Source organism: Thiohalocapsa sp. (assembly GCF_022340605.1).
In the GTDB taxonomy this organism is placed as follows: Bacteria; Pseudomonadota; Gammaproteobacteria; order Chromatiales; family Chromatiaceae; genus Thiohalocapsa.
Genome location: NZ_JAJDNQ010000139.1, coordinates 1 through 25,938, shown reverse-complemented (window position 1 = coordinate 25,938; position 25,938 = coordinate 1). Strand labels below are relative to the sequence as shown.

Sequence of the window (25,938 nt, the reverse complement as noted above, 5' to 3'; positions counted from 1 at the left end):
GCCGTGCGTTTTGATGCCCAGGCGCGAGTCTATTGTAACATTTCGCGTTTAACACCCGCCCCAGTGGCCTGATCCCACTCGAGACCGCAGCATGCAGATCACCATCAATGGCGAGGCAACCGACGTGCCGGCGGAACTGGACATGCGCGGCCTCATCGAGCACCTCGGGCTCGGCGGCCGGCGCATTGCGGTCGAGATCAACCGCGAGCTGGTGCCGCGCAGCCAATTCGACGGCCACCGCCTGCGCGACGGCGACCGGGTGGAGATCATCCACGCCGTCGGCGGCGGCTAAGCTCCGCGCGTCGGGCCGACGAACGAGGCCCGACGCTCGCCGACAGCGCGCACGGCGGGCGTTGCTCAGAGAGCCTTGCTCAGAGACTGGGCAGAGTGCATTCGCCGCCACGCGAGCGCCGGCATGCCGTGTTCCGGCCGCCGCATGCCGATACGGCGAACAGCCAGGCCGCCGGCCGGCCAGTGCCCCATCCCCGATAACCCCGAGAGACCGCAACCCAATGCCCCAAGATCAAGCCATCTCCACCGTCCGCCCCAACGACGGCTTCACCGTCGCCGGACGCGACTTCACGTCGCGCCTGCTGGTGGGCACCGGCAAGTACAAGGACATGGACGAGACCGCCCGTGCCATCGCCGCCAGCGGCGCGGAGATCGTCACCGTTGCGGTGCGCCGCAGCAACATCGGTCAGAACCCCGACGAGCCGAACATCCTGGACGTGCTGCCCCCTGAGCGCTACACGATTCTGCCCAACACCGCCGGCTGCTACGACGCGGAGACGGCCATCCGCACCTGCCGCCTCGCCCGCGAGCTGCTCGACGGCCACAACCTGGTGAAGCTGGAGGTGCTGGGCGACGAGAAGACCCTGTTCCCGGACGTGCTCCAGACCATCGAGGCCGCCAAGGTCCTGGTGGCCGACGGCTTCGACGTGATGGTGTACACCAACGACGACCCGATCATCGCCAGGCAATTGGAAGACATCGGCTGCTGCGCGGTGATGCCACTGGCCGCGCCCATCGGCTCCGGGCTCGGCATCCGCAACCCGCTCAACATCCTGACCATCGTCGAGAACGCCTCGGTGCCGATCCTGGTGGACGCCGGCGTCGGCACCGCCAGCGACGCCGCCGAGGCCATGGAGCTGGGCTGCGACGGCGTGCTCATGAACACGGCCATCGCCGCCGCCAAGGACCCGGTGCTGATGGCGAGCGCCATGCGCAAGGCCATCGAGGCGGGCCGCGAGGCGTTCCTGGCCGGGCGCATGCCCGCCAAGCGCTTCGCGTCGGCGTCGTCGCCCATCGAGGGGACCTTTTTCTGACACCGAGCCGGCCACGCCCGCGTCGGCCGGCCACGCAAAGCGATTCCGCCAGCCCGGGCGACTTCAGTCCGCCGCGGGCTCGAAGCTCACGTCCTCATGGACCGCGTCGAGCCCGCAGCGGAAGTCCAGCGACTCGATGCCGAGCACCCCGTCCTCCGGCACGGCGCGCAGCAGCCAGCCTTCGTCGCGGCGGCTGAAGACCTCGACGCTGCGCTGGCGCGAGTCCACCAGCACGTACTCCTGGAGGGTGTCCAGTCGGCGGTAGTGGGCGAACTTGGCGCCGCGGTCATAGCCCTCGGTGCCTTCACGCCCGTGACACAGCGCCGACACCGGGCAAATACCCGGTTTAGTCGCGGCGCATCCGACTTCGGCACGGGGCATGGTGTCCGGCTTTACCGCCGGTCGCGGCACCAAGAGTGCCGCTCCCACAAGAGCTGCTGCGATCCGCTCGATTGCGGTGCTGCGAGCAATATTTGCGCGTTTGCTCCGCGGCGTCGCGAGCGCGCGTGTGGGCGCCTTGCGAGCGCGTGGTCGCGCAGGCGAGGCGGATTCAGGCTCAGCCGGCGGGCCGGATCAGCGCCGCCGAGAAGTCCCGGAACAGATAGCCGTCGACGATGGTGACCTCGGCGCCGAGCGTCTCGCCCCACGCCTCCACCTCCGCCGGCTCGCGGTAATTGAACGTGTCGGACCAGTCCTTGCCGCGCAGCACGTTGAACACCAGCCCGCCGCGGGCGGCGTTGTAGCACCGCTCAACGGCGCTTTGGGTCTCTTCCCGCGTGAAGTTGTTGAGCGAGCCGCTGCAGATATACCAGTCCGCCGCCGGCAGCGGGTCGGCCAGGACGTCGCCGTGGATGATCTCGGCGCCGGTGCGCTCGCGCGCCACCTCTACCATGCGCTCGTGCAGGTCCATGCCGATGTAGCGCTCGGGTGGGTCCTCGGCCTCCTGGAAATAGCGCAGCAGGTCGCCGAAGCCGCAGCCCACGTCCACCACGGTCAGTCCGGCGAGGGTCTCCGGCATCAGCTCCCGCAATACCTGAAAACGGATCTGCTGCGAGCTGAGGGAGTTGTAATGAAGACCCTTGGCGGTGTCGCCGTGCTCGGCGAGGACGCGGTCGTAGAAGTCGTGGACGCTGATGCGGGGCATGATACTGCGGTCGGTCAGGGGTTGATGGGTATCGGTACAATGCGGCGGGATCATAGCGCCCGGCCGCGTGCCGCGCACGAATCCTTCGCAACGCCCGCCCGCCCGAAGCCGCCGCCAACGCCCCTTGCTGCCGTGACCGACCCGACGACCACCGAGAAATCCGCACCATCGCCCCAGGCAGCGCCGCTGCACCATCGCCCGGTGCGCAGCTTCGTGCTGCGCGAGGGCCGGCTCACGGCCGGGCAGCAGCGCGCCTTTGAGACGCTCTGGCCACGCTTCGGCGTGGACTGGCAGCCGGGCGAGCCGCTGGACCTGCCGGCGCTGTTCGACACGCCACAACCCGTGGCGCTGGAGATCGGCTTCGGCAACGGCGAGTCGCTGGCGGCGCAGGCCGCGGCCGAAGCTGAGCGCGGACCTGGACGCAACTTCCTCGGGCTGGAGGTACACCGTCCGGGCGTCGGCCACCTGCTGCTGGAGATCGAGCGCCTGGACCTGACCAACCTGCGCGTCATGCGCGCGGATGCCCGCGCGCTGCTGCGCCCGCCCCCCGACGGCGGCCTGCCGGATGCCTCGCTGACCGGCGTGCAGCTCTTCTTTCCGGACCCCTGGCCGAAGCAGCGCCACCACAAGCGGCGCATCGTGCAGCCGGACTTCATGCGGGACGTCGCCCGCGTGTTGGCCCCCGGTGGGTTCTTCCATGCCGCCACGGACTGGGCACCTTATGCCGCGCACATGCTCGAGGTCATCGATGCGCTACCGGAGCTGTACCAGAACACCGCCGGCCGCGGATGCTTCGCCGAGCGCCCGGCTTCCCGACCGCCCACCAAGTTCGAGCGCCGCGGAGAGCGGCTCGGGCACCGGGTCTTCGACCTGGTGTACCGGCGCCGCTGACGCCGCGGCCGCCGTCATGCCGTCGCTGCACGTGAAGGCTTTGCGCACGGCGTTGCTCACGTCCGTGGACCTGGACGTGGACGCCGGCGAGCTGGTGTTCCTGTCCGGCCCTTCCGGTTCCGGCAAGAGCCTGCTGCTGCGCGCCATCGCCGACCTGGACCCGAACGACGGCGAGGTCTGGTGCGGCGACATCGCGCGCTCGTCCATTCCGGCACCGCTCTGGCGCCGCCATGTCGGGCTGCTCCCGGCCGAGTCCGGCTGGTGGGAGGAGCTGGTGGGCGGGCACTTCCCGGTCACCGCGGATGACCACGCCGGGCTGCCGGAACTGCTGGCGCGGCTCGGCTTCGACACCGACGTGCTCGCCTGGGAGATCCGGCGGCTCTCCACCGGCGAGCGCCAGCGCCTGGCCCTCGCCCGACTCCTGGTGCACCACCCACGGGTGCTGCTGCTGGACGAGGCCACCGCCAACCTGGACCCGGAAAACCGCGCCAAGGTGGAGGCGGTCATCGCCGACTACCGCGTCGAGCAGGCTGCGGCCGTGCTCTGGGTAAGCCACGATCCGGAGCAGCGTGCACGCATGAACGGCCGCCGGTTGGCGATTCGCGACGGCCGCATCCTGCCGGAGCTTGCCGCCGCCGACGGCACGGAGGCGCGGCCATGAGCCTGATCTCTCTAAGCCCGCTGGACCTGGCGCTTGCCGCCGCACTGGTGCTGCTGCTGGCGCTCTTGTCGTGGCGCCTCAGGCTCGGCGTGGAGCGGCGCATGCTCGTCGCCGCCGCCCGCAGTACCGTGCAGCTGGTGCTGCTGGGGCTGGTGCTGAAGGTGCTGTTCGAGAACACCCATCCGCTGCTGATCGGGCTGCTGGCGCTGGTAATGCTGTCGGTGGCGGGCTGGGAGGTGATGGCGCGGCAGAAGCGGCGCTACCGCGGCTTCTGGGGCTACGGCATCGGCGTGCTGTCCATGTTTCTGTCGTCCTTCAGCATCACGGTGCTGGCGCTGACGGTGATCATCCGTGTCGAGCCCTGGTACCAGCCGCAGTACCTGATCCCGCTGCTGGGCATGCTGCTCGGCAACACCATGAACGGCATCGCCATCGCCCTGGATGGCCTGACGCGCCAGGCCCACGACGCCCGCGAGCGCATCGAGGCGCGGCTCATGCTCGGCGCCGGCTGGGGCGAGGCCATCGAGGAGATCCGCCGCGATGCGCTGCGCTCGGGCCTGATCCCCATCGTCAACGCCATGGCCGCCGCCGGCATCGTCAGCCTGCCGGGCATGATGACGGGCCAGATTCTTGCCGGCAGTCCGCCCATGGAGGCGGCCAAGTACCAATTGCTCATCATGTTCATGATCTCCGCGGGCACTGGGCTCGGCAGCGTCGCGGCGGTATGGATCGGCTCCCGGCGGCTGTTCGACGAGCGCGAGCGGCTGCGGCTGGACCGGCTCGCGCGCGCGCGTCATTGAGCGGCAACGCCAGGCTTTCCGCCCAGCGAGCCCGGGCCGAGCACCACGGCACAGCCCTTCGACCTGTCAGCCGTCCAGCGTCATAATCGGGGCAACCACCCGGCCGCCACGGCTGCCGCACAACCCGGACCCGCCATGCCCGATCGACCCGCGCGCCCCGACTTCTACAACCTCTACCGCCAGGGCCTGATCCGCGCCGCCGTCTGCGTGCCGAAGATCCGTGTCGCGGACCCGGGCTTCAACGCGTGCTCCACCGTCGAGCTGGCGCAGCAGGCGCACGACGCGGGGGCGGTGATCGCACTGTTTCCGGAGCTGGGCCTCACCGCCTACAGCAACGACGACCTGTTCCACCAGCAGGCGCTGCTGGCGGCCGGGCTCGACGCACTGGCGCAGGTGGTCGATGCCAGCAGCGGCCTGCGCCCGCTGCTGACGGTGGGCGTACCGCTGGCGGTGGACGGGCGGCTGTTCAACTGCGCGGTGGCCGTGCACGCGGGCCACGTGCTCGCGGCCGTGCCCAAGACCTACCTGCCGAACTACCGGGAGTTCTATGAGAAGCGCCAGTTCGCTGCTGCCGATGCGGCGGTCTCGACGGAGATCGAGCTGCTGGGCCAGCGCGTGCCCTTCGGCAACGAGCTGCTGCTGACGGCTGCCAACGTCCCGGGCCTGACTCTGCACATGGAGCTGTGCGAAGACCTCTGGACGCCCATCCCGCCCAGCACCTATGCCGCGCTCGCGGGTGCCACGGTGCTGCTGAACCTGTCCGCAAGCAACATCACCATCGGCAAGGCCGCCTACCGCAACGCGCTCATTGCCGCGCAGGCGGGCAAGTGCATCGCCGCCTATGTCTACTCCGCCGCCGGCCCCGGCGAGTCCACCACGGACCTCGCCTGGGACGGCCATGCCGTGATCTTCGAGCAGGACCGGATGCTGGCGGAGTCCGAGCGCTTCCCGCCGGACGGGCAGATGGTGCTGGCGGACATCGATCTGGAGGTGCTTAAGGCGGAGCGGCTGCGCGCCACCAGCTTCAGCGACAACGCGGCGGCGCACCGCGAGCGGCTGCGGGCCTTGCGGCGGCTGTCGTTCGAGCTAGATCTACCCACCGGCGACCTGGGCCTGAAACGCCACGTGCAGCGCTTTCCGTACGTGCCCGCGGCCGCCGCAGAGCGCGACGCCCTGTGCTACGAGGCCTACAACATCCAGGTGCACGGCCTCGCCAAGCGGCTCAAGTCGAGCGGCATCCGGCGCGTCATCATCGGCGTGTCGGGCGGGCTCGACTCCACCCAGGCGCTGCTGGTGGCGGCGCAGACCATGGACCGGCTCGGGCTGCCGCGAGCCAATGTGCTCGCCTATACCATGCCCGGCTTCGCCACCAGCAGCACCACGCGGGCCAACGCCTGGGCGCTGATGCGCGCGCTCGGCGTGTCCGCCACCGAGATCGACATCCGCCCGTCCTGCACGCAGATGCTCGAGGACTTGGACCACCCCTTCGCCGACGGCGAGCCGGTCTATGACGTCACCTTCGAGAACGTGCAGGCCGGGGAGCGCACCAGCCACCTGTTCCGGCTCGCCAACCACCACGACGGGCTGGTGCTCGGCACCGGCGACCTCAGCGAGATCGCGCTCGGCTGGTCCACCTACGGCGTCGGCGACCAGATGTCCCATTACAACGTCAACGCCTCGGTGCCGAAGACCCTGATCCAGTACCTGATCCGCTGGGTCATCGCCACGGGCCAGTTCGACGCCGCCACCAACCACACCCTCGAGGCGATCCTGGACACCGAGATCTCCCCGGAGCTGGTGCCCGCGGGCGACGACGAGGAGCAGGGCAGCGGGCTCCAGAGCACGGAGGAGAAAATCGGCCCTTACGAGCTACAGGACTTCAACGCCTTCCACATCACCCGCTATGGCTTGCGGCCCAGCAAGGTCGCCTTCCTCGCCTGGCACGCCTGGCGCGACAAGGACGCGGGCGACTGGCCCGACAACCTGCCGCCCGAGCGCCGCAACCAGTACGACCTCACCACCATTCGCAACTGGCTGGAGGTCTTCTGCTGGCGCTTCTTCCAAATCAGCCAATTCAAGCGCACCTGCATGCCCAACGGCCCCAAGGTCGGCTCCGGCGGCTCCCTGAGCCCCCGCGGCGACTGGCGCGCCCCCAGCGACGCCGAGGCCGAGGTCTGGCTCGATGAGCTGCGCCGCAACGTGCCAAAGGGATAAGGAAGGGTTCAAGAGCAACTGAAACGTTGAGGAAGGGTGGATGAAGCGGAGCGCATCCACTGCATTCGATAAAGCGAGTTTATGGACTGGCGGCAATTTGGACTTGCGCGGGAACAGAGTATCTACGGTGGGTCTTGATCGTAACTCCGACCAAGCGCTCGTCCTGTGGGAGCGGCGTCCCCGCCGCGACCGGCCGCCCGTCGCGCCGAGGACGGCGCTCCCATGGCGGTGGACGGACTTATGATCAAGGCCCTGCGGTGGTCACGTTGTTTCTGAACCGTCACTAACCGTCGGCGCCGGCGTGCCCGCTCGGGTTCCCGCAACACCAGCAGGCGGCGCAGGGGGTGACGATGTGCTGGCCGGACTTGGCGCTGCGGCCGGGCGCCGCCACCCGCGTGGCGCCGCCCTTGTCCGCGCCAGCCGGTGCTCCCTCAGCTCTGGTCCCACATCACGTTCTTGCCGTCGCGGGCCGCTGCCGCCAGCATTTCCAGCAGCGGCATGGCGCGATGGGACAGGCTCACACCCTCGCCCCGCGGGGTCTCCTCGTCGTTGTCCCGGTGCGGGTTCAGCGGCGCATCGGGGTTGTGCTTGACCGCGGCGCGCAGGTTCTCCAGCGCCATGGGCACGTCGTCGGCGAGGATGGCGCCTGGCACCGTGCCGCTGTGGCCCATCATCTTGATCAGGGCCTTGGCGACATCGCCGAACATGGTGATGTCCGCGTAGGCGGGTGTCTTGAAGGTGATCAGCATGTGTTGCTCCGGTTCGCGATTGTGCGCGCGCTGACGGCGCCGCCCGGCCACTAAGCATAGTGCTCAACCCAAGGAACGGTTCAAGAAGAACTGAAACATCGCGAAACTAGAGTGGATAGGCGAAGAGACCGTGAAAGTATTGTTCGCAACTCCGAAAACGCGCGAATTGTAGGTCGGGTTAGCGCAGCGTCACCCGACGTTCCGCGGCGGGTTACCAATGCTTGTCCAGTCGCAAGGCGGACTCCCGGACCGACGCAACCCTGAGACAACGCACGTCCGGTTGAGTCTGCGGGGCGATGCGGCGCTACACTGCCAGGCGCAAGCACCGCCAGGCCACGCACCCGGAGCCCGCCATGCAGACAGGCCCACGCCAGCTCGTCACGCCTTTCCGTCCGATCCCGCTCGACGTGCCCGAGGGCATGGCACCCAACGAGTTCTTCAACAGCGCCGAAAACCTGAGCGACCTGGTGCACAACAATGGACTGCTCAGCAACCCCGAAAACTTACTCTTGTACCGCAAGGCGCTGGGGCATTCCGGCACCTTCGACTGTTCCATCATCTACAACACCGCGAGCGAGATCCTGAACCCCCTCGGCCGCCCGGTCCGCCGCACCCAGGTGCCGGAGGCGGTGCGCCGGGTCTGGAACCGCATGAACGCCGTCATCATCGGCTACATGCTGGAGCACTGGCCGGACCCGGCGACGGCCCTGGTGCTGGCCGGCGAGGCGAGCCTGGACGCCACCTGGCCGCTGACGGCACCGGGCGTGCCGAGCATCCGCATGCTGCACAACCACTTTATGGTGTTCCCGATGGCGGACCTGCGCGCCGCCGAGCCCGCCGACCCGGACAACCCGAACCTCACCGACGGCGGCCAGAACAGCCTGTTCCAGGCGCACATGCGCGATGTCTACCGCGCCTTCTTCGCCGCGGCACTGGACCTGGAAATCCTGCGGCCCGCCCGCCGCGAGCGCTCGGCGCTGGCCCTGAGCGGCTACCCCCACGGCCTGCCCTGCTGGGAGATCACGGGCGGCGCCGCCGCGCTCACGGACGTGCGCTTCTGGCGCGAGTACGACGCGCTTCTGATGGGCTTTCTCGATTTCTACCGAAGCTTCTTCAGCCAGGTCTCCAGCCGCAATGCGGACCTGCTGCCGGACCTCCATTTCCCGGGCGCCGTCGAGCGGGTGCTGCTGGCCGACAACGCCTTCATGGGCACCGCCAAGATGATCCGCCAGCGCTGCATCAAGGAGCCCGCTTACGCCAACGCCATCCGCTGGGAGCCGGCCTTCAAGCAGCTCATTTACCGCGGCGACGACGGCACGCTCTACGTCACCATCAGCCAGAACTCCATCGGCAACGCCATCACCGAGTTGCTCGGCGTGGTGGTCAAGCGGGTGCCGGACGCGGATGCCTACGCGCGACTGGAGCCCGCGCTGATGGAACACCTGTACCGGGTGCGTGAGCGGCTGGCGGCAGCGGACTTGGGAGACATACTCGCGGCCGGTTGGTGAGCGTTCCATTGCCGTTACTCCGCACCCATCGACCTCGATCCCCCTGAGGATCATTGGTCTTGGCGCCATAATTGCCGCTAAGTCCATCAGCGGGCAGAGTTGCCAAAATCGCAGGAGACAGCAACTCGCGCCGAACTCATTGACCTGTTACCAGCCGCGTTGCTGGAACCCGGACGCACCCAAGATGGCGATTTGGCTCAAGGCCAGGGATAAGCGGCGACCGGCAGATCCTTCGCCCTGAGGTCCTTGGCCACGGCCCGGCGGTACTTGACCAGATTACCGATCGGCGCGGCCCTGAGACGCGTGACCTCCGCGGCGGTGAACGGATCGTAATGCGCCGGCAGCGACTCCCCGGCCCATCGCTGCATAATCAAATTGAGGACTTCGGCGATTTCCCGGTCAGACAAACTGGACGCAATCACACCAGGGACGTGCAGCAGATACTTGCGGCCGCCTTCGGTGCTGGCGAAAGACCCAACCATACCGCGAAAATCGGGCACACCCTGCTCCGGATGGCCGGCACCCTGCATGGTATGACAGCCCGAACAGCGCAGTTGGTAGTTTTTCGCCGGCGTCAGCCCATCGTCCGCGCTCGCCAAAGCAGCCAGCAGCCCGCCACAGACCAACGCGAACCTAAGTGTATTGTGCGCGCGCATTCCAGGTTGACTCCTCCGCAAGGGAGCTCCCCACACTGACCTCTCCGTGACGCGGCGAGGCGGACGGTTCCCGCTCGCCATCATCACGGTTTTGCGGCGGAAACGTTGGCCTCCCTCCTACAATGTGCCGAGATTCCCGATGGCCGACGCTATCCCCGCCGTCCGCGGCCCCATCAACCATCCGCCAGGGCCACCAATACGGCAATCGTGCAATGGTAACCCTCAGAGGTGTTGGCCATGCACCAATTGACCTCGTTGTGCAACGCCATACGGTAGCCCGGACGCTCACGCACGTTGTTCTCGCATCCGGTGCCATAGCAGTCGGCCTTTCCGCAGCAGTCGTTGTAGGCGACCAGATAGTCCTTGCCGTCACTAGGATTGTGGCAAGTGCCCACCCATAACACCTTAGACACCTCCGATCCTGGAGGACACTCGCTTACCGCCCCGCCACAGTCGCTGCACAAGGTGCCACTGATAGCGCAGTAGCGCCAGTAGTCGCAGGAATGGACGTCGTCGGTCGCCGCATCCGCGTCATCAGCCGGTTCTTGCCCCCAAGCCAGGCCCGAGCTGCGATCGAACGGCAGCATAGGCAGCAGGGCACCGCCCGCCAGCAGCGCGCCGATTTTGCCGAGGAAACTGCGGCGGCCACTGTTCTGCGCCAAGTGGCGAGCCATCCTTTCGGTGCCGTGGTCCAGGCGCAGCAAGTAATCTTCGAGCAAGCGTTTCATGGAGATTTTTCTCGTGTTACTACTTACGCATGTGTCCGCTCGAGATAGCCCTGAATGGAGCCAACGCCCATTTCCATGGCATTGAAGAGGCTCTCGAGCTGCTCGCGATTGTTCACCAGACCCTTGGCCCGAATTACGCCATTCTCGTCGAGCAGCACCGCGAAAGGCAGGCGCGAAACACGAAAGCCCAGCCCCAGCTCCGTGGAGAGTACGTACGGGAAGTCGGCAAGGTCCATGCGATCAATAAAGCGCTCGTGCTGCGCGCGCTCGCCGTCGCTGGCCAGCACCACGTTCAGCCATCCCCCCTCGCTGGCGCGTACCGAGCGCAGGACCGGCAGCATTTTCTTGCATACCGGGCACGTCGGCGAAACAAAAAACACCAGCATCGCCTTCTCGAGATGTGTGCCGAGCTGGATGCTCTGGCCATTGAGGTTGTCGAGCGCCAGAGAAGGCGTGACGTCGCCGACCCTGGGGCCGGAGTCGTTAACCAAGGCGCCCATCGGCGCGATGCGCTCGAACAGCACTCCGATCTGTCGCGCCAGTACCAAAAAGGCGACCGTCAGGGCCATCACGGCAACGAAGAGAAAGCCGAGCGCGAAATATACAGCGGTCATGAGGTGGTTTCAGAGGTTGCGTTTAGCGGTGAGTGCCATCAGGTTCGCGTTCGCCTGCTCAAACAGTGCGTACAACAGCCATAGCGACATGCCTGCGGCGATACTCACTGTCGATTCGGCAAGAGTGAGCGCGTGCCGCGACGCGAACAGCGGCAACAACGCCAGGATGGTCAGCGTGAGGTTGCGCCACAGCAGCGTCCCACTCAGATGCTGCGGCGCACCGCCGCAGCCGCACTCGATATGCGTGCGGCCACGCTTCAGGTTGATGGCGATGGCTGTTCCGTAGAGCATCAGCAGGCCGGCCGCCAACATCAGAGCCCCGTCGCGCAGGGGATTGATGAGCAGGAATGACACGATGAGAATCTCCAGGCCCAGCAACACGGTCGACACCGGCCTGACCGCCGTATCCGGCACCAATTGGTAGTCGGCGACGAAGCCCTCAAACTCACCGAAGTCCAAGATCTTGTGCACCGCCGCGCGTACGAACACCAGCAGGGTGAACACCGTCAGCGTCAAAGCCAACAGGGGGTACCATTCACTCATTCGACAGCTTCCAGATGTTGTGACCAACCAACCCTGTCATCTTCGGCGGCCTTCTCGAACTTGAATGTCTTTGGATCGGCAAGCTTGAATTGCTCGATCATCTGCTCTTCGGTGTTCACCCCGAACAGGATCGGGGTCTCGCCCGGCGAGGACGCCAAGGCGTTCAATCCCTTTGCCTTGGTACGGCTCAGGAGCTTGTGCTGTTGCAGGCCGTAGGCCCAGATTTCTTGCGACGGATCCTTGTGGCTGCCTTCGTAGGCATCCGCATGCATTAACAGGAACACTACGTCGTTGGCCGCATTGTATGCCGCCACCTCGTGACCGCCAGGCGCCCAATTGCCCTCCACGCCACTGGTCACATCGATGCTGTCCTTGACACGGACGGTATCGCCGCTATCGTCGATGAGCAGTAGCTTGCCGGAGAAACTGGTCAGGATGAGATCGCCGTTGTTGCGACGCAGCGGGCTGATGTAGATCGGAGCGTTGTCCGCGTCGAAGATCTGCTTGGACATCTGCGAGCTGAAGTCGTCGCCGTCGATGGTAAAGGTCTCGAACGTCCCCGTGCCGCACGGAGTTGCGAACTTGTGCCCGTGCAGTGCCGGATAGATTCCATAGCATCCGGGTGTCGGCACCTCGCTGAGGACCTTTCCGCCAACGAGATCCACCACCGTCACGGACTGCGCCGGCGTGGCATTCTGCACGTAGAGGAGCTTCCCGTCCGCGCTGAGTCCGAGCAGGCCGGCGTAATCGGCAGCCTGGACCGCCTTGATTGGGACCTCGATCTCCTTCTCGATGGTCATCGTGGGAACATCGGCGATCTGGACCACAGCTTCAACGGGTCCGTAGACGATGCGCTTCATATACCGCCCGAGTAGGTACACCTTTTTTCCACCCGGGGCGACAAGCATCTGACCATACGAACCCGTAGGAATACTGCCCTTGTAGGCAAGATCCTGCTGGCCGTAGACATGAACGTCGCCCGCCCCGGCCCAATTCTGATCGTTCGCAAGAACATTGGGGCCAGGATCAATGGCGGGTTTGACCGATGCAGTTTCCGGCTGGAATGCTGCGAGGGCGCCCTGAGCCATGACCCCCGAGAGGAGACAGAGCGCAATGCTTGTCCAGATGCGCGCTATGGGCGGCTTTGTCGCGACGGGCTGCTTCATGTGATTCCACTTTGCTGGTGGCCGCGGTGATTCCACTTTGCTGGTGGCCGTGGATGTTTGATGTGGAGACCGCAGCTTCTCGTAGATCGGTTCACGAGTTTACTTCTTGGTCGTGGTTATGGAGCCAGTCGCGTTGGAACGCTGCTGGAAGAGCGTGGTGTGGGCGATGCCGAACCCGCGACAAATACCCCTCGTGATCGCCCCCGCGTGGCAGAACCGCACGGTGTTCTGCCCTGCTGTCCAGCGCGAATACCCACAGCCATGATGCGTTTTTCACGCGGCCCATAGCATGCCGCACACGGCAATTCCGCGTACCCTATTTTTGGGGCAGGAGACCTAAGGAAAAGGGGATCGGGGAGTGGCAGAGAACCGACCGGCGGGCGTCACCCGAAATTGATCTTCGCCTCCAAATTCGCCCGCGAGTCCGCGTTGACCAGGCACTCGTCCAGGTCGATGCGCCCGTCGCGGTAGAGCTTCAGCAGCGCGTTGTCGAAGGTGATCATGCCGCCCTCTTCGGTGTCGGCCATGGCGTCCTGGATCTCGTCGACGCGGCCGTCGCGGACGAGGTCGGCGATGTGCGGGGTGTTGACGAGGATCTCGATGGCGGCGGTGCGCTTGCCTGCAACGGTGCGCACGAGACGCTGGGAGATGATGGCGCGCATGTTGAGCGAGAGGTCCAGGAACAGGGTCTTGTGCAGTTCCTGCGGGAACATGTTGATGATGCGCTGCATGGCCTGGTGCGCGTTATTGGCATGCAGCGTGGAGATGGCGAGGTGGCCAGTCCCGGAGAGCTCGATGGCCGCTTCCATGGTCTCGCGGGTGCGGATCTCGCCGATCAGGATCACGTCCGGCGCCTCACGCAGAGAGCTCTTCAGCGCCGCCGCGTAGGACTTGGTGTCGACGCCCACTTCGCGCTGGTTGACGACGCAGCCCTGGTGCGGGTGGATGTACTCCACCGGGTCTTCAATGGTGAGGATGTGGCCGGAGCTGTTCTTGTTGCGGTGGTCGAGCATCGCCGCCAGGGTGGTGGACTTGCCGGAGCCGGTGGCGCCCACCATGAGCACGATGCCGCGCTTGTGCATGACCAGGCTCTTCAGCACCTCCGGCAGGCCCAGTTCCTCGCAGGTCAGAATGCGGTTGCTGAGATAGCGGATCACCATGCCGGCGTGCCCGCGCTGATGGAAGGCGTTGACGCGGAAGCGCCCGCGGTCCGCCAACCCCACGGCGAAGTCCAGCTCCCGCTCGGCATCGAAGGCCGCGACCTGCTGCTCGTCCATCAGCGAGCATACCGCCTCACGGCACATCTCCGGCGTGTAGACCGTGCTGCCGATGTCGTGCAGTCGGCCGTCGATCTTGATGCGCACCGGCGCGCCGGCGGAGACGAAGATGTCCGACGCCTTCTTGCGGATCATCATGTCCAGGTACGGCGTGAAGTCCATGGCTCAGGCCCCCGCGCTGCTCATTGCATGCCACCGCCGAACGGGTTCGGCGGTGGCGGCTCGTCGTCGTTGACGATGGACAGGCCGTCCACGTCGCCGAGGGCGTCGCGCTCGTCGGCGTCCTTGCCCTCCAACTTGATCTTGAGCCGGAGCTCGTTCATGGAGTCCGCCGAGCGCAGCGCGTCCTCGTAGGTGATCTGGTTGGACTCGTAGAGGTCGAACAAGGCCATGTCGAAGGTCTGCATGCCGGACTCCTTCGACTTCTGCATGATGGTCTTGATGTCGTGCACCTTGCCCTTGAAGATCAGGTCCTGGATCAGCGGCGAGTTGATCATGATCTCGATGGCCGCGATGCGCCCGCCGCCCACCCGGCTCAGCAGCCGCTGCGAGATCACCGCCTTCAGGTTCAGCGACAGGTCCATCAGGAGCTGCGAGCGGCGCTCTTCCGGGAACAGGTTGATGATGCGGTCCAGCGCCTGGTTGGCGCTGTTGGCATGCAGCGTGGACAGGCACAGGTGGCCGGTCTCGGAGAAGTTGATGGCGTGCTCCATGGTCTCGCGGGTGCGGATCTCGCCGATCAGGATCACGTTAGGCGCCTGGCGCAGTGTGTTCACCAGGGCGTTGTCCCAGCTCTGGGTGTCCACGCCCACCTCGCGCTGGGTGATGAGGCACCTGTCGTGCTTGTGCACGAACTCCACCGGGTCCTCGATGGTGATGATGTGGCCGTAGGTGTTGGCGTTGCGGTGGCCGAGCATGGCCGCGAGCGTGGTGGACTTGCCGGAGCCGGTGCCGCCCACCACCAGGATCAGCCCACGCTTAGTGAGCACCAACTCCTTGAGAATCGGCGGCAGGTTCAGATCTTCGATCTTCGGAATCTGGGTGGGGATGATCCGCAGCACCGCCCCGGTGTGGCCCTGCTGGACGAAGGCGTTGACGCGGAAGCGCCCGATGCCGGGCGGGTTGATGGCGAAGTTGCACTCCTTGGTGGCGTCGAACTCGCGGATCTGGTGGTCGTTCATGATGGAGCGCACCAGCGTTGATGTCTGCTCCGGCTTCAGCGTCGTCTCCGTCAGCGGCGTGAGCTTGCCGTCGATCTTGCAGGCGGGCGGGAAGTCCGCCGAGATGAACAGATCCGACCCCTTGCGCTGCAACATGGTGCGCAGGCAGTCCAGCATGTACTTGGCGGCTTGTTGGCGGTCCATTGTGCGTTCTCCCCGGTACGCCCTGATGATGACAAATCCTTATGTCGAAGAGAGCATGAGCTCCACAGTGTCATAGGTAAAAACACCTAGGCGGAAAGATACAACGAAGCGACAGCGCGCAATGTCCCTGACTGCCGGTGAACTGACTTCCGACACCTAACCGCCTGCGTCCAGGCGCAGCGCCAACATCTGCACGCGGTGCGCCACACCGCGAGGGCAAGGATCTAGGGGAACAGCGCGACCTTGATGGTGAGTCCGTCCACCGCCATGGGAGCGCCGTCCTCGACGCGATCGGCTCCTAGTCGCGGGGGGAACGCCGCTCCCACGGGGCCGCGCAGGCCGGCCTCGGTCAAGGCGTTGAGGGGCATTAGGATTTGCTTACAGCGGAAATAATTTGGTCACAAAAGCTGAATTCCGCTGTCAAGAACTTATCTTAAGATCATGGGATAAATGCAAATTGAGTAGAGGACCACCACCAGTGAGCACCGAACGCCGCTATAGCGCCCGCCACCGCGTTGAGCTGCCCGTCTATATCCGCTACGGCCGCCGCCCGTTCCTGGGCGCCCGCGCGCGGGATCTGTCCGTGGGCGGGATGTTTCTCTCCGTGCAATCGCTGACGCTGCCCGTGGGCACACCCATCGAGCTGGAGTTGTCCTGCCTGGGTCGCGACTGGCTCATCCCCGCCGTCGTCGTCCACGGTGACAACGCCGGCATCGGCGTCATGTTTCGCGAGCCCCAAGCGGCGCTGTTCCAGGGCCTCATCACCAGCGCCGACATGCCACCCCCTATCGCCGCCGGCGCCGGCGCCGAGGCCGGTTACCGCCGCTGACGGTAGCGCGGCCTCGACCGCCCGCCCCGATCTCCCCGCCCCGCCCTCGCCGACCCGGCCGGCCGCCAATTCCCACCGCAACTGCGCCGCCAAGCCCGCTGCTGCGACGACGTGAAAATTTCGCGGCTCGTCTCGAGCCGATCCTTGCCCGTGTCGCCCTCCAGGGTGGCCGGAGTGTCGCCCTCGAGGCCGGAGTGTCGCCCTCCAGGGCGACACGCGGCATTTCGCCCCAGTGCGCCAGCCCCGCCAGGGGGCGCCACAATAACGAGTGCTTCGCTGCGGCAAGTCCGAGGCCGGGCTCACTCGCTGTCGTTGTCGTCATCGCAGTGGTCATCGAATATCCGCACGGGAGAGACCACGACCACGACCACGGCCTGAGACGGTCTCGGAACTTGCGCACCGTTGCACCGGGAGCACCCCCGGCGCCGGAATGCGGCGAGCACCTCTGCGCTGCCGCCCGCGGCCGTGGCGCCCCACGCCCGTTCGCTCTGCGCAACGCTCCGTCGTGAGCCCCCGGTGGCCCGAGGGGCGTCCCACTATACTGCGAGCCCTTCTCCGCGCCGGTCGACCTGGTTGGAAGACGCCGCCGCGCGCCCCGCTGCACCGCTCGGTCCGGGAGGAACAGATGCCCGATGCCTTAGCCGCAAGCGGCCGTCCAAATGAGCACCGCCGCATGCTCGACGACTTCCTCCACCGGCTCTGCTGCTGTCCATGGGGCGCGGACCTGCTCGCCGGGTGGCTCGCGCTCACCCTGCTGCTCGGGGTGCTGGTGGTGGCCGGCAATCAGCTGCTTTCGGTGAGCGATGACCTCGGCTTCATGGCGTTCCTGAACGGCGGGCAGCTCACGGAACCGCTCCAATCATGCGGCGGCGTCGTGCAGACCGGCGACCGCAGCGCCCTCGTGCACGCCTGCTGGACGCCGCGGCAGCAGCACGCGGTTCCGTGGCTGCTGCTCCTCGACACGCTCTGGGGCCTCGTCTACGCGGGCTTTCTCGCGGCGCTCTACGCACGTCTTCTCTCCGAGCTGATCGCGGACCGTCAGGGCGCGCGCTGCGGGCGCTGGCGCACAAGGCAGGCGCCAGGACATGAGCTCGGGCAGGAGGCGCCGGCGGCGACGCCCGATGAGCCCGGCCGGGCACGGCTGCCGCTACTGCTGCTGGCGCTGCTGCCGGCGGCGCTGCTTGCCGCGGACTGGGTGGAGAACTGGCAGGCATGGCGGCTCGCGCCGATGACGCCTCCGGTCGGCTACGGCGCCATGAACACGGCCGCCGCGATCAAGGGCACGCTCGCCTGGATCGCGATCGGCGTCGCCGCCGCGCTGTTCATGCTCTGGTTCTTCGGCCTGCTGTCCGGATTCGGCACGACGGCGGATGGGCGCCGCCGCGAGCGCACGCTGCTGCGCCTGGCGGTGGCGCGAATCATCTTGCGCAGCCGTTACGTACTGGCGATCCTCGTGCTGTTCGGCTTCCTGTCGGTGGGCATGGATCAGAGCCGCGATGTGCTGGTGGGCATGGCGCAGGCGCTGGTGCCCTTGCCCGAGGCGCTCGCGAGCGATGGGCAGGCGGTCTGGGCCGTGCTCGCCATCGTCCTGAGCGTGGTGGCGGTCTGGATGCTCGCCTATGCCTGCTGGCTTTGGAGCCGCATTCCGGCGCGCATGCGCTCGCTCGATGCCGAGGTCATGGGCGACGGGTTGCCGCCCTCCGCCCCCGACGCTGCGTCACCCGCGCCCACGGCGGCCGCGCCGGGGCAACCGCGCGCCCCCGACGGCCGGGATCAGTTCGCGAAGTGGTGGGCGCGCTGGCTTGGGCTGGTGCCGCTACTGGTGTTGATTGCGCTGGCGGGCATGGCGAGCGGCGATGCCGCGCGGGTGGCCGTCGCCGGGGCGGTCGCTCAGCACGCTGCCACGGGCGATGCGGGGAGCTGGGCGCCCGTGCTCGGCGCCGCCCAGGGCACCGCGGAGGTGCTGTTCTGGTTCGCCGTGGCGACGGCGTTGCTCGCCGTCGGCATCCAGGTCGGCTTCGTCAAGGACACCGGCCGCGAGACGTCCGCGCAGCGGCCCCTGCCCGGCCCGTGCGGCCGCGGCGTCCGCAAGGGCTCGCTGTACTACAACGTGGTCGGGCTGGAAGATGCAGCCGCGGAGCTGACCCAGCGGCGCTACCGCTTCCCGCTCTGGCTTACCAACGCGCCACTGAGCCTGCCGCTCCTGGCGCTCGCGGGCTTCGAGTTGGTGCGCGGGCTCAACCTCGCGCTCGACGGCCGGGTGCCCGTCACCGTGGCGGTCATCGCGCTGGCACTGACGCTGTGGACCTGCGTGCTGGGCCTGCTGGCGCAGGCCGCACAGCGCCAGGGCATTCCCTGGGTGCTGGCGCTGCTCATCCTGGCCGGCATACTGAGCGGCCTCGGGCTCACCGATACGCACCGCATCCTGACCCGGCCCTTCGCGACCGCCGGGGATGGTGTGATCCTGGGCATGTGGCTGGCGCAGTTGGCACTCGCGGCGCTACTGGCGATCGCGCTCGTCTGGAGCTGCAACCGGCTCACGGCGCCGTCGCGCGACCAGGAACCGCTGTGGATGCGCTGGATCATCGACCGCCTCACCTGGGCACCCCGGGGCCTTGCGCGTGTCGGGCTGGTGGCGGCTGAGCACCGCGGTGCGCGCGGACACCTGGCCGTCGACGTCGGCTTCTTCCTGCTGCTCACCGTGTTGGCGTTGCCGGTACTTTGGGTGGCCGACCGCTTGCTGGGGGCGCCGCCGCCCGGAGACACCGCACGGTCAGCCGCCCACGACCGCGGTCCGGTGGCGCTGGACGACGCCATCGCGGCGTGGACGAATCGCCTGCTGGCAGAGACGCCTGGCAGCGGCATGGACGCCGTGCCCGTCTACTTCGTCTCCGCGGAGGGCGGCGGCATCCGCGCCGCGTACTGGACGGCGCTGGCGCTGGAACGGCTCGAACGGAAGGTGCCGCAGTTCGAGCACCGCACCTTCTCCGTCTCCGGCGTCTCCGGCGGCTCCATCGGGGCGGCGGCCTGGACCGTATGCCGCCGGGAGGCGGCGCCTTGCATCGACCGGCTCGCCGAGGCCAATCTGCTGACGCCGCTCCTATCCGCCTGGTTGTTCGAGGATGTCCTGGGCGTCTTCCTGCCCACCACGCTGGCGCTCGGCCCCTTGCCCTGGTGCGCGACCCCGGGCTGCGCGATGCTGAGCCGTGGGCTCAAGTTCGAGCGTGAGCTGGAAGCCGCGCTGCCCGCGCTGCGCAGGCCGGTGCTGGAGGCCAACGCGACGCCGCCCTACCTGTTCCTGAACAGCACCCGCGTGGAGGACGGCAGCCGCGCCATCGCCAGCCCCATCCGCATCGACGCCGCGGACTTCCCATCCAGTATCGGCCAAGCGACGGTCCTCGGGCCGGATTTGCCGCTCAGCACCGCCGCCCACAACTCGGCACGCTTCACCTACGTCAACGCCATCGGCGCCGCCGGCACGCAGGACGGCCGCACTTTCGTCGACCGCTATCACCTCGCCGACGGCGGATACTTCGACAACAGCGGCGGCCACACCAGCGCGGACGTCATCCGTGCATTCACCCGCTGCCTGTTCTCAACGGACGAGCCCAACCCCTGCGGTATCGACCCACTGATCCTGGCCGACGCCCGCACCCGGCTCTTGCCGCAGGCCGTCAAGATCCGCAACGGCGTCAAGCCGGTGCCGGCGTCCGCCGAGCTTGCTCCCGGACAGCCGGCGTGCCCGCCGCTGCCGACGCCGGAGCCCGGAGACCTGGAGGTGTATCCCGACGTCATCGGCCCCGCTGTGACCGCCCTCAAGTCTATTGGCACCGGCGCCAACGGCCGTGTGGCAGAGTTCGACATCTGCCGCGCGGTGCAGAGCTGGCGCTTGCTGCGGGCGGCGGCCGTGGCGAGCCGCCAGCGCGACGAGGCGCCGGACGCACCCAGCGCGCCCGCGGCCTCCGGCCCGTCCAGGCGGCCGATTCTGGACGCCCCGCCGGCGATGCGCGAGGCACCGCTGGTGCACAACTGCGATCTGCTCGACGAGCACATCCTCTACCCGCTCGGCTGGTACCTGTCGCCCACGGCCGCCGCGGGCATGCGCGCCGCGGCGGACAAGCTCGGCGAGGCATGCCTGCCGGCGCCGCTGGCGCCACCGCCGCCGCGCCCGGAGGTGCGGATGCGGACGGCCGCCGCGATGCTTCCGTAGCGGGGGTAGTGCACTGGCGCGGGAACGCCCAGGGAAGAAGCGCCGGCGTGCCGCAAACACCGGTCCACAGCGCCTCGCCCCGACATTTTCAGGGCCTCGAGCCGCTGACATTGAAGCCGGCAGCGTCCGCCGCGCGGAACAGGGGCGCTCAGAACAAGGCGCTAAGATCCAGGGTTGCCGGCGGCGTGCCGGTGCCGACCGGCGGCACAGGCAGCGCGCGCAGATCGGCGGCCTCGAGGATCTCCGTGTAGGTGCCCCCGGCCGGGCGGCAATGGCGCGTCAGACGCCCTGCGCCCAAATCCACCAGCCAGGCCTCCGGGATCCCGGCGCGGGCATAGCGCGGAAGCTTCACGTCACGGTCGTAGGCGACGGAGGTGTCGGCCACCTCGATCAGCAGCAATACATCGTCCGGGGTGAGATGACTGTTGCGGTAGTAATCCGCGCGCGGGCGCAGCAGCGCGATGTCCGGGAGGGGCTCGGTGTAGTCGTCGAGCCGGACCGGATCTTGGACAGAGACAATGGCCGCGGCGCCCAACGCCTCCTTCAACAGGTTGGACAGCAGCTTCACCGTACCCGCGTGCGGGTGTCCGATTGGCGGCATTTCCACCACCTCTCCGTCGATCAGCTCCGTGCGCAAGTCAGGGCCGAGGATGCCGGCCTCGCCCATGCGGTGGTAATCGTCGACGCTGAAGCGGACGATCGCGCCCAGGCTCGAGGCGCGGGGCAGTGTATTCGCGATGATGCTCATGCCAGATCCTCGCATTGCACACCGCCTTGATTCTGCACCGGCAAGGCGGCAGCCGTCGACGGTGCGGACTTTCAGGAGTAGACGGCGTGTGGCAGCCAGGTGGCGAGTTGCGGGAACAGCGCCAGCGCCGCCAGCATCAGCAACTGCAGCACGATGAAGGGCACCACGCCGCGATAGATCTGCGGTGTGGTGACCTCCGGCGGCGCGACGCCGCGGAGGTAGAACAGCGAGAAGCCGAACGGCGGCGTCAGGAAGGAGGTCTGGAGGTTGACGGCGATCATCACGCCGAGCCAGACCGGGTCGAGCCCCATCGACAGCAACACCGGGCCGACGATGGGCACCACCACGAAGGTGATCTCGATGAAGTCCAGGATGAACCCGAGCAGGAACATCACCAGCATCACCAGCGCGACGGCGCCGACGACACCGCCCGGCAGGTTGGTGAGGAACTCCGTCACCACCTCGTCGCCGCCAAAGCCGCGGAACACCAGCGAGAAGATGGCGGCACCGATGAAGATCAGGAACACCATGCTGGTGACCACGGTGGTCTGCCGCACCACCGTGGTGAGCGTGCGCAGATTCAGTTGCCGCTGCGCCGCCGCCAGCAGCAACGCACCCACGGCGCCCACCGAGGCCGCCTCGGTGGGTGTGGCGATGCCATACAGAATCGACCCCAGCACCGCAACGATGAGCCCGAGCGGCGGCAGCAGCACCTTCACCACCCGCAGCCAGAAGTGCCGGTCGACCGGCGGGCGCTCGCCGGCCGGGATGGCCGGCACCGCGTCCGGTCGGAACACCGCGACGCCGATCATGTAGCCGATGTAGGCCACCACCAGCAGCAGGCCAGGAATCAGCGCACCGACGAACAGGTCACCCACGGACACCGTATCCGGCGAGAACACGCCCATGTTCAACTGCGCCTGCTGATAGGCCGCCGACAGCACGTCCCCCAGCAGCACCAGCACAATGGACGGCGGGATGATCTGGCCCAGGGTGCCGGATGCGCAGATGGTGCCGGCGGCCACGCTGGGCGCGTAGTTGCGCTTCAGCATGGTGGGCAGCGACAACAGGCCCATGGTGACCACGGTGGCGCCGACGATGCCGGTGCTGGCAGCGAGCAGCATGCCCACCACGGTGACGGAAATGCCCAAGCCGCCGCGCATGGGGCCGAACAGCATCGCCATGGTGTCGAGCAGATTCTCGGCCACCCGCGAGCGCTCCAGCATCACGCCCATAAAAATGAACAGCGGCACGGCGATGAGCGTTTCGTTGGTCATCACGCCGTAGATCCGGTTCGGCAGCGCCTCGATGAAGGCGTGGTCGAAGAGTCCGAACAACTGGCCCACGTAAGCGAACACCAGCGCCGTGCCCCCCAGCGACAGCGCGACCGGATAGCCCAGCAGCAGCACCGCGCCGACGCCGACGAAGAGCAGCAGCGGCATCAGCTCAACCATCGGCATGGCCTCCCGCCCCACCAACCGAGCCAGGCTCGCCCGCCACGGCCGCCGGCAACGCCGCCTCGACGCCGGCAAGGAAAAGCCCATTGCGCAGCATCCAAACGACACCCTGGAGCAGCAGCAACAGGGGCATCGCCACCATCAGCGTCTTGAGCAAATAGACGTAGGGCAGGCCGCCCGCCTCGCGCGAGCCCTCGTGCACCGCCCAGGACTCCGCCACGTAGCCCCAGGACGAGGCCAGGATGAACAGGCACACCGGAACCAGCAGGATCAGCGTCCCGAGCATATCCACCCAGGCGCGGCCGCGGCGCGAGAAGCCCTGGTAGAAGATGTCAACGCGCACGTGGCCGTCGCGCTGAAGCGTGTAGGCGGCAGCCAGCATGAACAGCGTCGCGTGCATGTAGGTGACGGACTCCTGCAACGCGATGGAGCCCGCATCGAAGCCATAGCGCAGCACCACCACCAGGAAGGTCACGAGCACCATGGCCAGCGCCAGCCAGGCAATGACCCGTCCGACCCAGGCGTTGACCAGGTCGAGCCAGCCGGCGAGCGTGAGCAGCCGTGCCTTGAGAGACTCCTGCGCCATGCGGACCTACAACCTCAGGCAGCCGCCGCGGGACCCGCTTCCGAGTCGGGGGCGGTGTTACATCGTCACCAGCTAAACAGGAGCCACTGCGGCACGGCGAGGTTCGGCGTGCGGTTCTTCTGGACGTCCAGGACGCCGTCGCCGTTGGTGTCGAGCAGGTAGTAGGGCGGGCCGACGACGGGCTGGATCTTGACCATGTAGACCTGTCCCTTGACCCGATACTCGTAGATGACCTCCTGCTCGGTCTCGATGATGGTCACCTCCGGCTCCAAGCGCTCCCGTGACGTCGGCGGCGCCGGCACCGCCGGGCCGGACAGGAAGCCGCCCTCGTCATCCGGTTGCGCGATGGCGCCCGTGCAGAAGCCGAGGCCGACCCCCCAGGCGAGCAGGATGGGCAACAGGGTCCTTGGCGCGATGCTGGCGTGTGGCATGGCTGTGGCGGTACCTCCGAACAATCCCGCTAGTTTATTACGAATGGCCCGGCCGATGTGCCGGTGATCGCCGGGTGGGGCTGGGAGCGAGAGGCTAGGGGTTCACCAGGCTGATGGGCAAGAATTGACGTGGTGCGCACGGATACGGCCGCTTCAGGCGGGCCGGCGTGGGAGCGCCACTGCCTTTTGTGGCGCGACGACGGCTGGGGGAGGTTGCCGGCCGCTGGGCGGTTGCGCGGGGCGTGGTGCGCTGCTCTGGCGCCGGTCGCGGCACCGAGCGTGCCGCTCCCACAAGCGCAGCTCGCATGACGGCTGCTCCGGGGCCGCGGTTGTGGGAGCGCCACTGCCTTTTGTGGCGCGACGACGGCTGGGGGAGGTTGCCGGCCGCTCGGCGGTTGCGCGGGGCGTGGTGCGCTGCTCTGGCGCCGGTCGCGGCACCGAGCGTGCCGCCCCCACAAGCGCTGCCACGCCGAATGCCGGCCCAGCCTCCCACGCATCGGGGTCGGCCAAGTCCACGCTGTCATGCCCCGGCAATCGCGGCGGGGACGCCGCTCCCACGCCGGCCCCAGGCGTCGGGCACACCCCGCACCGACCGTCATATTGCAGTACGCTGCGCCCCGCCCCCGTACTCCGTACCGCGTATCCCGTACTTCCTAAAACCCATGCCCGCTCTCAACCCCCGCCAAGCCGAGGCCGTCGAGCACGTCGGCGGACCATTGCTGGTCATCGCCGGCGCCGGCTCCGGCAAGACCCGGGTCATCACCCGCAAGATCGCGCACCTGGTGCGCACGCACGGGTTGCCGGCCAACGCCATCGTCGCGCTCACCTTTACCAACAAGGCGGCGCGGGAGATGAAGTCGCGGGTCGGCACCCTGCTCAAGGGGCGGGACGGCCGCGGGCTCAAGGTGTCCACCTTCCACACCTTCGGGCTGAACCTGCTGCGCCGCGAGGCCGCCGCCGTGGGGCTCCGGCCCGGCTTCTCGCTGTTCGACCCCGAGGACGGCGCCACGGTGCTGAAGGCGCACCTGCGCGAGCACGCGCTGGAGGACGCCGTCTCCGCCGCCGCCGCACTCGGGCGCATCTCGCGCTGGAAGAACGACCTCATCGACCCCGCCCGCGCGGCAAGCACCGCGGAGGACGACTTCGAGGCCGCCCTCGCCGGCCTCTACGCCGACTACGAGCAAAGCCTCGCCGCCTACAACGCGTGCGACTTCGACGACCTCATCGTCCGCCCAGTGCGCCTGCTGCGCGACGACCACGACGCCCGCGAGCGCTGGCAGAACCGCATCCGCCACCTGCTGGTGGACGAGTACCAGGACACCAACGGCGCCCAATACGAGCTGGTGCGCCTGCTGGTGGGGCCGCGCGGCGCCTTCACCGTGGTGGGCGACGACGACCAGTCCATCTATGCCTGGCGCGGCGCGCGGCCCGACAACCTGGCACGACTGCGCGACCACTATCCGACGCTCAAGGTCGTCATGCTGGAGCAGAACTATCGGTCGAGCGGGCGCATCCTGAAGCTCGCCAACACCCTCATCGGCCACAACCCGCACCTGTTCGACAAGCGCCTGTGGTGCGAGCTCGGCCCCGGTGAGCCCGCGCGCGTGCTGGTCTGCCGCGACGAGGCGCACGAGGCCGAGCGCGTCGCCGCCGAGATCCAGCACGCCCACCTCACCAAGGACCGGCCCTACGGCAGCATCGCCATCCTCTACCGCAGCAACCACCAGGCGCGGCCCTTCGAGCAGGCGCTGCGCAGCCTCGGCGTGCCCTATTTCCTCAGCGGCGGGACGTCGTTCTTCGCCCGCGCCGAGATCAAGGACGTCATGGCCTACCTGCGCCTGCTGGCCAATCCGGCGGACGACGCCGCCTTCCTGCGCATCGTCAACGTGCCGCGCCGCGAGATCGGCCCGAGCACCCTGAAGCGCCTCGCCGGCTTCGCCACCGAGCGCGAGCTGCCCCTCGCCGACGCCTGCACCGACCCGGCACTGGCCGAACACCTGCCGGCCCACCAGGCGCAACGGCTGCACGAGCTGGCCG

24 protein-coding genes are annotated in these 25,938 nt (G+C 67.7%); 10 read left to right on the top strand and 14 right to left on the bottom strand.

Annotated elements, in window-relative coordinates; genetic code table 11:
- Positions 1 to 91: 91 nt before the first annotated feature.
- Positions 92 to 292: a sulfur carrier protein ThiS gene (thiS, locus tag LJE69_RS17090; RefSeq protein WP_296927236.1), complete on the top strand. Its 201-nt coding sequence runs from the start codon at positions 92 to 94 to the stop codon at positions 290 to 292.
- A gap of 220 nt (positions 293 to 512) precedes the next feature.
- Positions 513 to 1,325, top strand: coding sequence for a thiazole synthase (locus LJE69_RS17085; protein WP_296927235.1), 813 nt, complete (start codon positions 513 to 515; stop codon positions 1,323 to 1,325).
- Between the two features lie 63 nt (positions 1,326 to 1,388).
- On the opposite strand, the gene LJE69_RS17080 is transcribed toward LJE69_RS17085, so the two are convergent.
- Together LJE69_RS17080 and LJE69_RS17075 are read right to left on the bottom strand one after the other, a co-directional pair.
- A complete protein-coding gene (locus LJE69_RS17080) occupies positions 1,389 to 1,655 on the bottom strand; it encodes a Uma2 family endonuclease (RefSeq protein ID WP_296927234.1) in 267 nt (88 codons plus the stop codon).
- A gap of 226 nt (positions 1,656 to 1,881) precedes the next feature.
- Positions 1,882 to 2,469, bottom strand: a complete 588-nt coding sequence (locus tag LJE69_RS17075; RefSeq protein WP_296927233.1) for a class I SAM-dependent methyltransferase — start codon at positions 2,467 to 2,469, stop codon at positions 1,882 to 1,884.
- A gap of 186 nt (positions 2,470 to 2,655) precedes the next feature.
- Between LJE69_RS17075 and trmB the strand changes: the two genes are divergently transcribed.
- The 4 genes from trmB to LJE69_RS17055 all read left to right on the top strand — a co-directional run bounded on the left by trmB (position 2,656) and on the right by LJE69_RS17055 (position 7,035).
- Positions 2,656 to 3,360: a tRNA (guanosine(46)-N7)-methyltransferase TrmB gene (gene trmB / locus LJE69_RS17070; protein WP_296927243.1), complete on the top strand. Its 705-nt coding sequence runs from the start codon at positions 2,656 to 2,658 to the stop codon at positions 3,358 to 3,360.
- A gap of 16 nt (positions 3,361 to 3,376) precedes the next feature.
- Complete coding sequence (locus tag LJE69_RS17065) at positions 3,377 to 4,021, top strand: ATP-binding cassette domain-containing protein (RefSeq protein ID WP_296927232.1); 645 nt, start codon at positions 3,377 to 3,379, stop codon at positions 4,019 to 4,021.
- Positions 4,018 to 4,821 (top strand): iron export ABC transporter permease subunit FetB, encoded by an 804-nt coding sequence (gene fetB, locus LJE69_RS17060; RefSeq protein WP_296927231.1) that lies wholly within the window; start codon positions 4,018 to 4,020, stop codon positions 4,819 to 4,821. Before LJE69_RS17065 ends, fetB begins: the two co-directional genes overlap by 4 nt.
- A gap of 135 nt (positions 4,822 to 4,956) precedes the next feature.
- Positions 4,957 to 7,035 (top strand): NAD(+) synthase, encoded by a 2,079-nt coding sequence (locus LJE69_RS17055; RefSeq protein WP_296927230.1) that lies wholly within the window; start codon positions 4,957 to 4,959, stop codon positions 7,033 to 7,035.
- 431 nt (positions 7,036 to 7,466) lie between these two features.
- Here the strand turns inward: LJE69_RS17055 and LJE69_RS17050 are convergent, their stop codons facing one another.
- Positions 7,467 to 7,784, bottom strand: coding sequence for a DUF1840 domain-containing protein (locus LJE69_RS17050; RefSeq protein WP_296927229.1), 318 nt, complete (start codon positions 7,782 to 7,784; stop codon positions 7,467 to 7,469).
- Positions 7,785 to 8,137: 353 nt separating this feature from the next.
- Here LJE69_RS17050 and LJE69_RS17045 point away from each other — a divergent pair, with 353 nt between their 5' ends.
- Positions 8,138 to 9,292 carry a hypothetical protein gene (locus LJE69_RS17045; RefSeq protein WP_296927228.1) on the top strand — a complete coding sequence of 385 codons (1,155 nt, stop codon included), beginning with the start codon at positions 8,138 to 8,140 and terminating at the stop codon, positions 9,290 to 9,292.
- A gap of 197 nt (positions 9,293 to 9,489) precedes the next feature.
- On the opposite strand, the gene LJE69_RS17040 is transcribed toward LJE69_RS17045, so the two are convergent.
- The 7 genes from LJE69_RS17040 to LJE69_RS17010 all read right to left on the bottom strand — a co-directional run bounded on the left by LJE69_RS17040 (position 9,490) and on the right by LJE69_RS17010 (position 15,640).
- Positions 9,490 to 9,948 (bottom strand): c-type cytochrome, encoded by a 459-nt coding sequence (locus LJE69_RS17040; RefSeq protein WP_296927227.1) that lies wholly within the window; start codon positions 9,946 to 9,948, stop codon positions 9,490 to 9,492.
- A 173-nt stretch (positions 9,949 to 10,121) separates the two neighbouring features.
- On the bottom strand, positions 10,122 to 10,676 hold the full coding sequence (locus LJE69_RS17035) for a methylamine dehydrogenase light chain (RefSeq protein ID WP_296927226.1): 555 nt from the start codon (positions 10,674 to 10,676) through the stop codon (positions 10,122 to 10,124).
- Positions 10,677 to 10,699: 23 nt separating this feature from the next.
- The gene (gene mauD, locus LJE69_RS17030) at positions 10,700 to 11,290 is read right to left on the bottom strand and encodes a methylamine dehydrogenase accessory protein MauD (RefSeq protein WP_296927225.1); all 591 of its coding nucleotides are present in this window, start codon (positions 11,288 to 11,290) and stop codon (positions 10,700 to 10,702) included.
- Between the two features lie 9 nt (positions 11,291 to 11,299).
- A complete protein-coding gene (locus LJE69_RS17025) occupies positions 11,300 to 11,833 on the bottom strand; it encodes a MauE/DoxX family redox-associated membrane protein (protein ID WP_296927224.1) in 534 nt (177 codons plus the stop codon).
- Entirely contained in the window at positions 11,830 to 12,999 is a 1,170-nt protein-coding gene (locus tag LJE69_RS17020) for an amine dehydrogenase large subunit (RefSeq protein ID WP_296927223.1), read from the bottom strand. The genes LJE69_RS17025 and LJE69_RS17020 overlap by 4 nt, the downstream gene beginning before the upstream one ends.
- A gap of 383 nt (positions 13,000 to 13,382) precedes the next feature.
- Positions 13,383 to 14,438: a PilT/PilU family type 4a pilus ATPase gene (locus LJE69_RS17015; RefSeq protein ID WP_296927222.1), complete on the bottom strand. Its 1,056-nt coding sequence runs from the start codon at positions 14,436 to 14,438 to the stop codon at positions 13,383 to 13,385.
- 20 nt (positions 14,439 to 14,458) lie between these two features.
- Entirely contained in the window at positions 14,459 to 15,640 is a 1,182-nt protein-coding gene (locus LJE69_RS17010; RefSeq protein ID WP_296927221.1) for a PilT/PilU family type 4a pilus ATPase, read from the bottom strand.
- Between the two features lie 478 nt (positions 15,641 to 16,118).
- Here LJE69_RS17010 and LJE69_RS17005 point away from each other — a divergent pair, with 478 nt between their 5' ends.
- Positions 16,119 to 16,469, top strand: a complete 351-nt coding sequence (locus LJE69_RS17005; RefSeq protein ID WP_296927220.1) for a PilZ domain-containing protein — start codon at positions 16,119 to 16,121, stop codon at positions 16,467 to 16,469.
- A 625-nt stretch (positions 16,470 to 17,094) separates the two neighbouring features.
- Positions 17,095 to 20,679, top strand: coding sequence for a hypothetical protein (locus tag LJE69_RS17000; protein WP_296927219.1), 3,585 nt, complete (start codon positions 17,095 to 17,097; stop codon positions 20,677 to 20,679).
- Between the two features lie 148 nt (positions 20,680 to 20,827).
- On the opposite strand, the gene LJE69_RS16995 is transcribed toward LJE69_RS17000, so the two are convergent.
- The 4 genes from LJE69_RS16995 to LJE69_RS16980 form a co-directional block, all read right to left on the bottom strand.
- Entirely contained in the window at positions 20,828 to 21,427 is a 600-nt protein-coding gene (locus LJE69_RS16995; protein WP_296927218.1) for a Uma2 family endonuclease, read from the bottom strand.
- 71 nt (positions 21,428 to 21,498) lie between these two features.
- Positions 21,499 to 22,881 carry a TRAP transporter large permease subunit gene (locus LJE69_RS16990; RefSeq protein WP_296927217.1) on the bottom strand — a complete coding sequence of 461 codons (1,383 nt, stop codon included), beginning with the start codon at positions 22,879 to 22,881 and terminating at the stop codon, positions 21,499 to 21,501.
- Entirely contained in the window at positions 22,874 to 23,470 is a 597-nt protein-coding gene (locus tag LJE69_RS16985; protein ID WP_296927216.1) for a TRAP transporter small permease subunit, read from the bottom strand. Before LJE69_RS16985 ends, LJE69_RS16990 begins: the two co-directional genes overlap by 8 nt.
- 65 nt (positions 23,471 to 23,535) lie before the next feature.
- A complete protein-coding gene (locus LJE69_RS16980; RefSeq protein WP_296927215.1) occupies positions 23,536 to 23,901 on the bottom strand; it encodes a DUF2782 domain-containing protein in 366 nt (121 codons plus the stop codon).
- Positions 23,902 to 24,563: 662 nt separating this feature from the next.
- On the opposite strand from LJE69_RS16980, the gene LJE69_RS16975 reads away from it, so the two are divergent.
- The coding region (locus LJE69_RS16975) for a UvrD-helicase domain-containing protein (protein WP_296927214.1) at positions 24,564 to 25,938 on the top strand (1,375 nt) is incomplete at its 3' end.

Coding starts and splice junctions, on each gene's coding strand:
- LJE69_RS16995 (WP_296927218.1), bottom strand. CDS start 21,427: ATGAGCATCATCGCGAATACACTGCCCCGCGCCTCGAGCCTGGGCGCG.
- LJE69_RS17015 (WP_296927222.1), bottom strand. CDS start 14,438: ATGGACTTCACGCCGTACCTGGACATGATGATCCGCAAGAAGGCGTCG.
- LJE69_RS17025 (WP_296927224.1), bottom strand. CDS start 11,833: ATGAGTGAATGGTACCCCCTGTTGGCTTTGACGCTGACGGTGTTCACC.
- LJE69_RS16985 (WP_296927216.1), bottom strand. CDS start 23,470: ATGGCGCAGGAGTCTCTCAAGGCACGGCTGCTCACGCTCGCCGGCTGG.
- thiS (WP_296927236.1), top strand. CDS start 92: ATGCAGATCACCATCAATGGCGAGGCAACCGACGTGCCGGCGGAACTG.
- LJE69_RS17040 (WP_296927227.1), bottom strand. CDS start 9,948: ATGCGCGCGCACAATACACTTAGGTTCGCGTTGGTCTGTGGCGGGCTG.
- LJE69_RS17010 (WP_296927221.1), bottom strand. CDS start 15,640: ATGGACCGCCAACAAGCCGCCAAGTACATGCTGGACTGCCTGCGCACC.
- LJE69_RS17045 (WP_296927228.1), top strand. CDS start 8,138: ATGCAGACAGGCCCACGCCAGCTCGTCACGCCTTTCCGTCCGATCCCG.
- LJE69_RS16980 (WP_296927215.1), bottom strand. CDS start 23,901: ATGCCACACGCCAGCATCGCGCCAAGGACCCTGTTGCCCATCCTGCTC.
- LJE69_RS17035 (WP_296927226.1), bottom strand. CDS start 10,676: ATGAAACGCTTGCTCGAAGATTACTTGCTGCGCCTGGACCACGGCACC.
- LJE69_RS17065 (WP_296927232.1), top strand. CDS start 3,377: ATGCCGTCGCTGCACGTGAAGGCTTTGCGCACGGCGTTGCTCACGTCC.
- fetB (WP_296927231.1), top strand. CDS start 4,018: ATGAGCCTGATCTCTCTAAGCCCGCTGGACCTGGCGCTTGCCGCCGCA.
- LJE69_RS17085 (WP_296927235.1), top strand. CDS start 513: ATGCCCCAAGATCAAGCCATCTCCACCGTCCGCCCCAACGACGGCTTC.
- LJE69_RS17075 (WP_296927233.1), bottom strand. CDS start 2,469: ATGCCCCGCATCAGCGTCCACGACTTCTACGACCGCGTCCTCGCCGAG.
- LJE69_RS17020 (WP_296927223.1), bottom strand. CDS start 12,999: ATGAAGCAGCCCGTCGCGACAAAGCCGCCCATAGCGCGCATCTGGACA.
- mauD (WP_296927225.1), bottom strand. CDS start 11,290: ATGACCGCTGTATATTTCGCGCTCGGCTTTCTCTTCGTTGCCGTGATG.
- LJE69_RS17000 (WP_296927219.1), top strand. CDS start 17,095: ATGCCCGATGCCTTAGCCGCAAGCGGCCGTCCAAATGAGCACCGCCGC.
- LJE69_RS17050 (WP_296927229.1), bottom strand. CDS start 7,784: ATGCTGATCACCTTCAAGACACCCGCCTACGCGGACATCACCATGTTC.
- LJE69_RS16990 (WP_296927217.1), bottom strand. CDS start 22,881: ATGGTTGAGCTGATGCCGCTGCTGCTCTTCGTCGGCGTCGGCGCGGTG.
- LJE69_RS17055 (WP_296927230.1), top strand. CDS start 4,957: ATGCCCGATCGACCCGCGCGCCCCGACTTCTACAACCTCTACCGCCAG.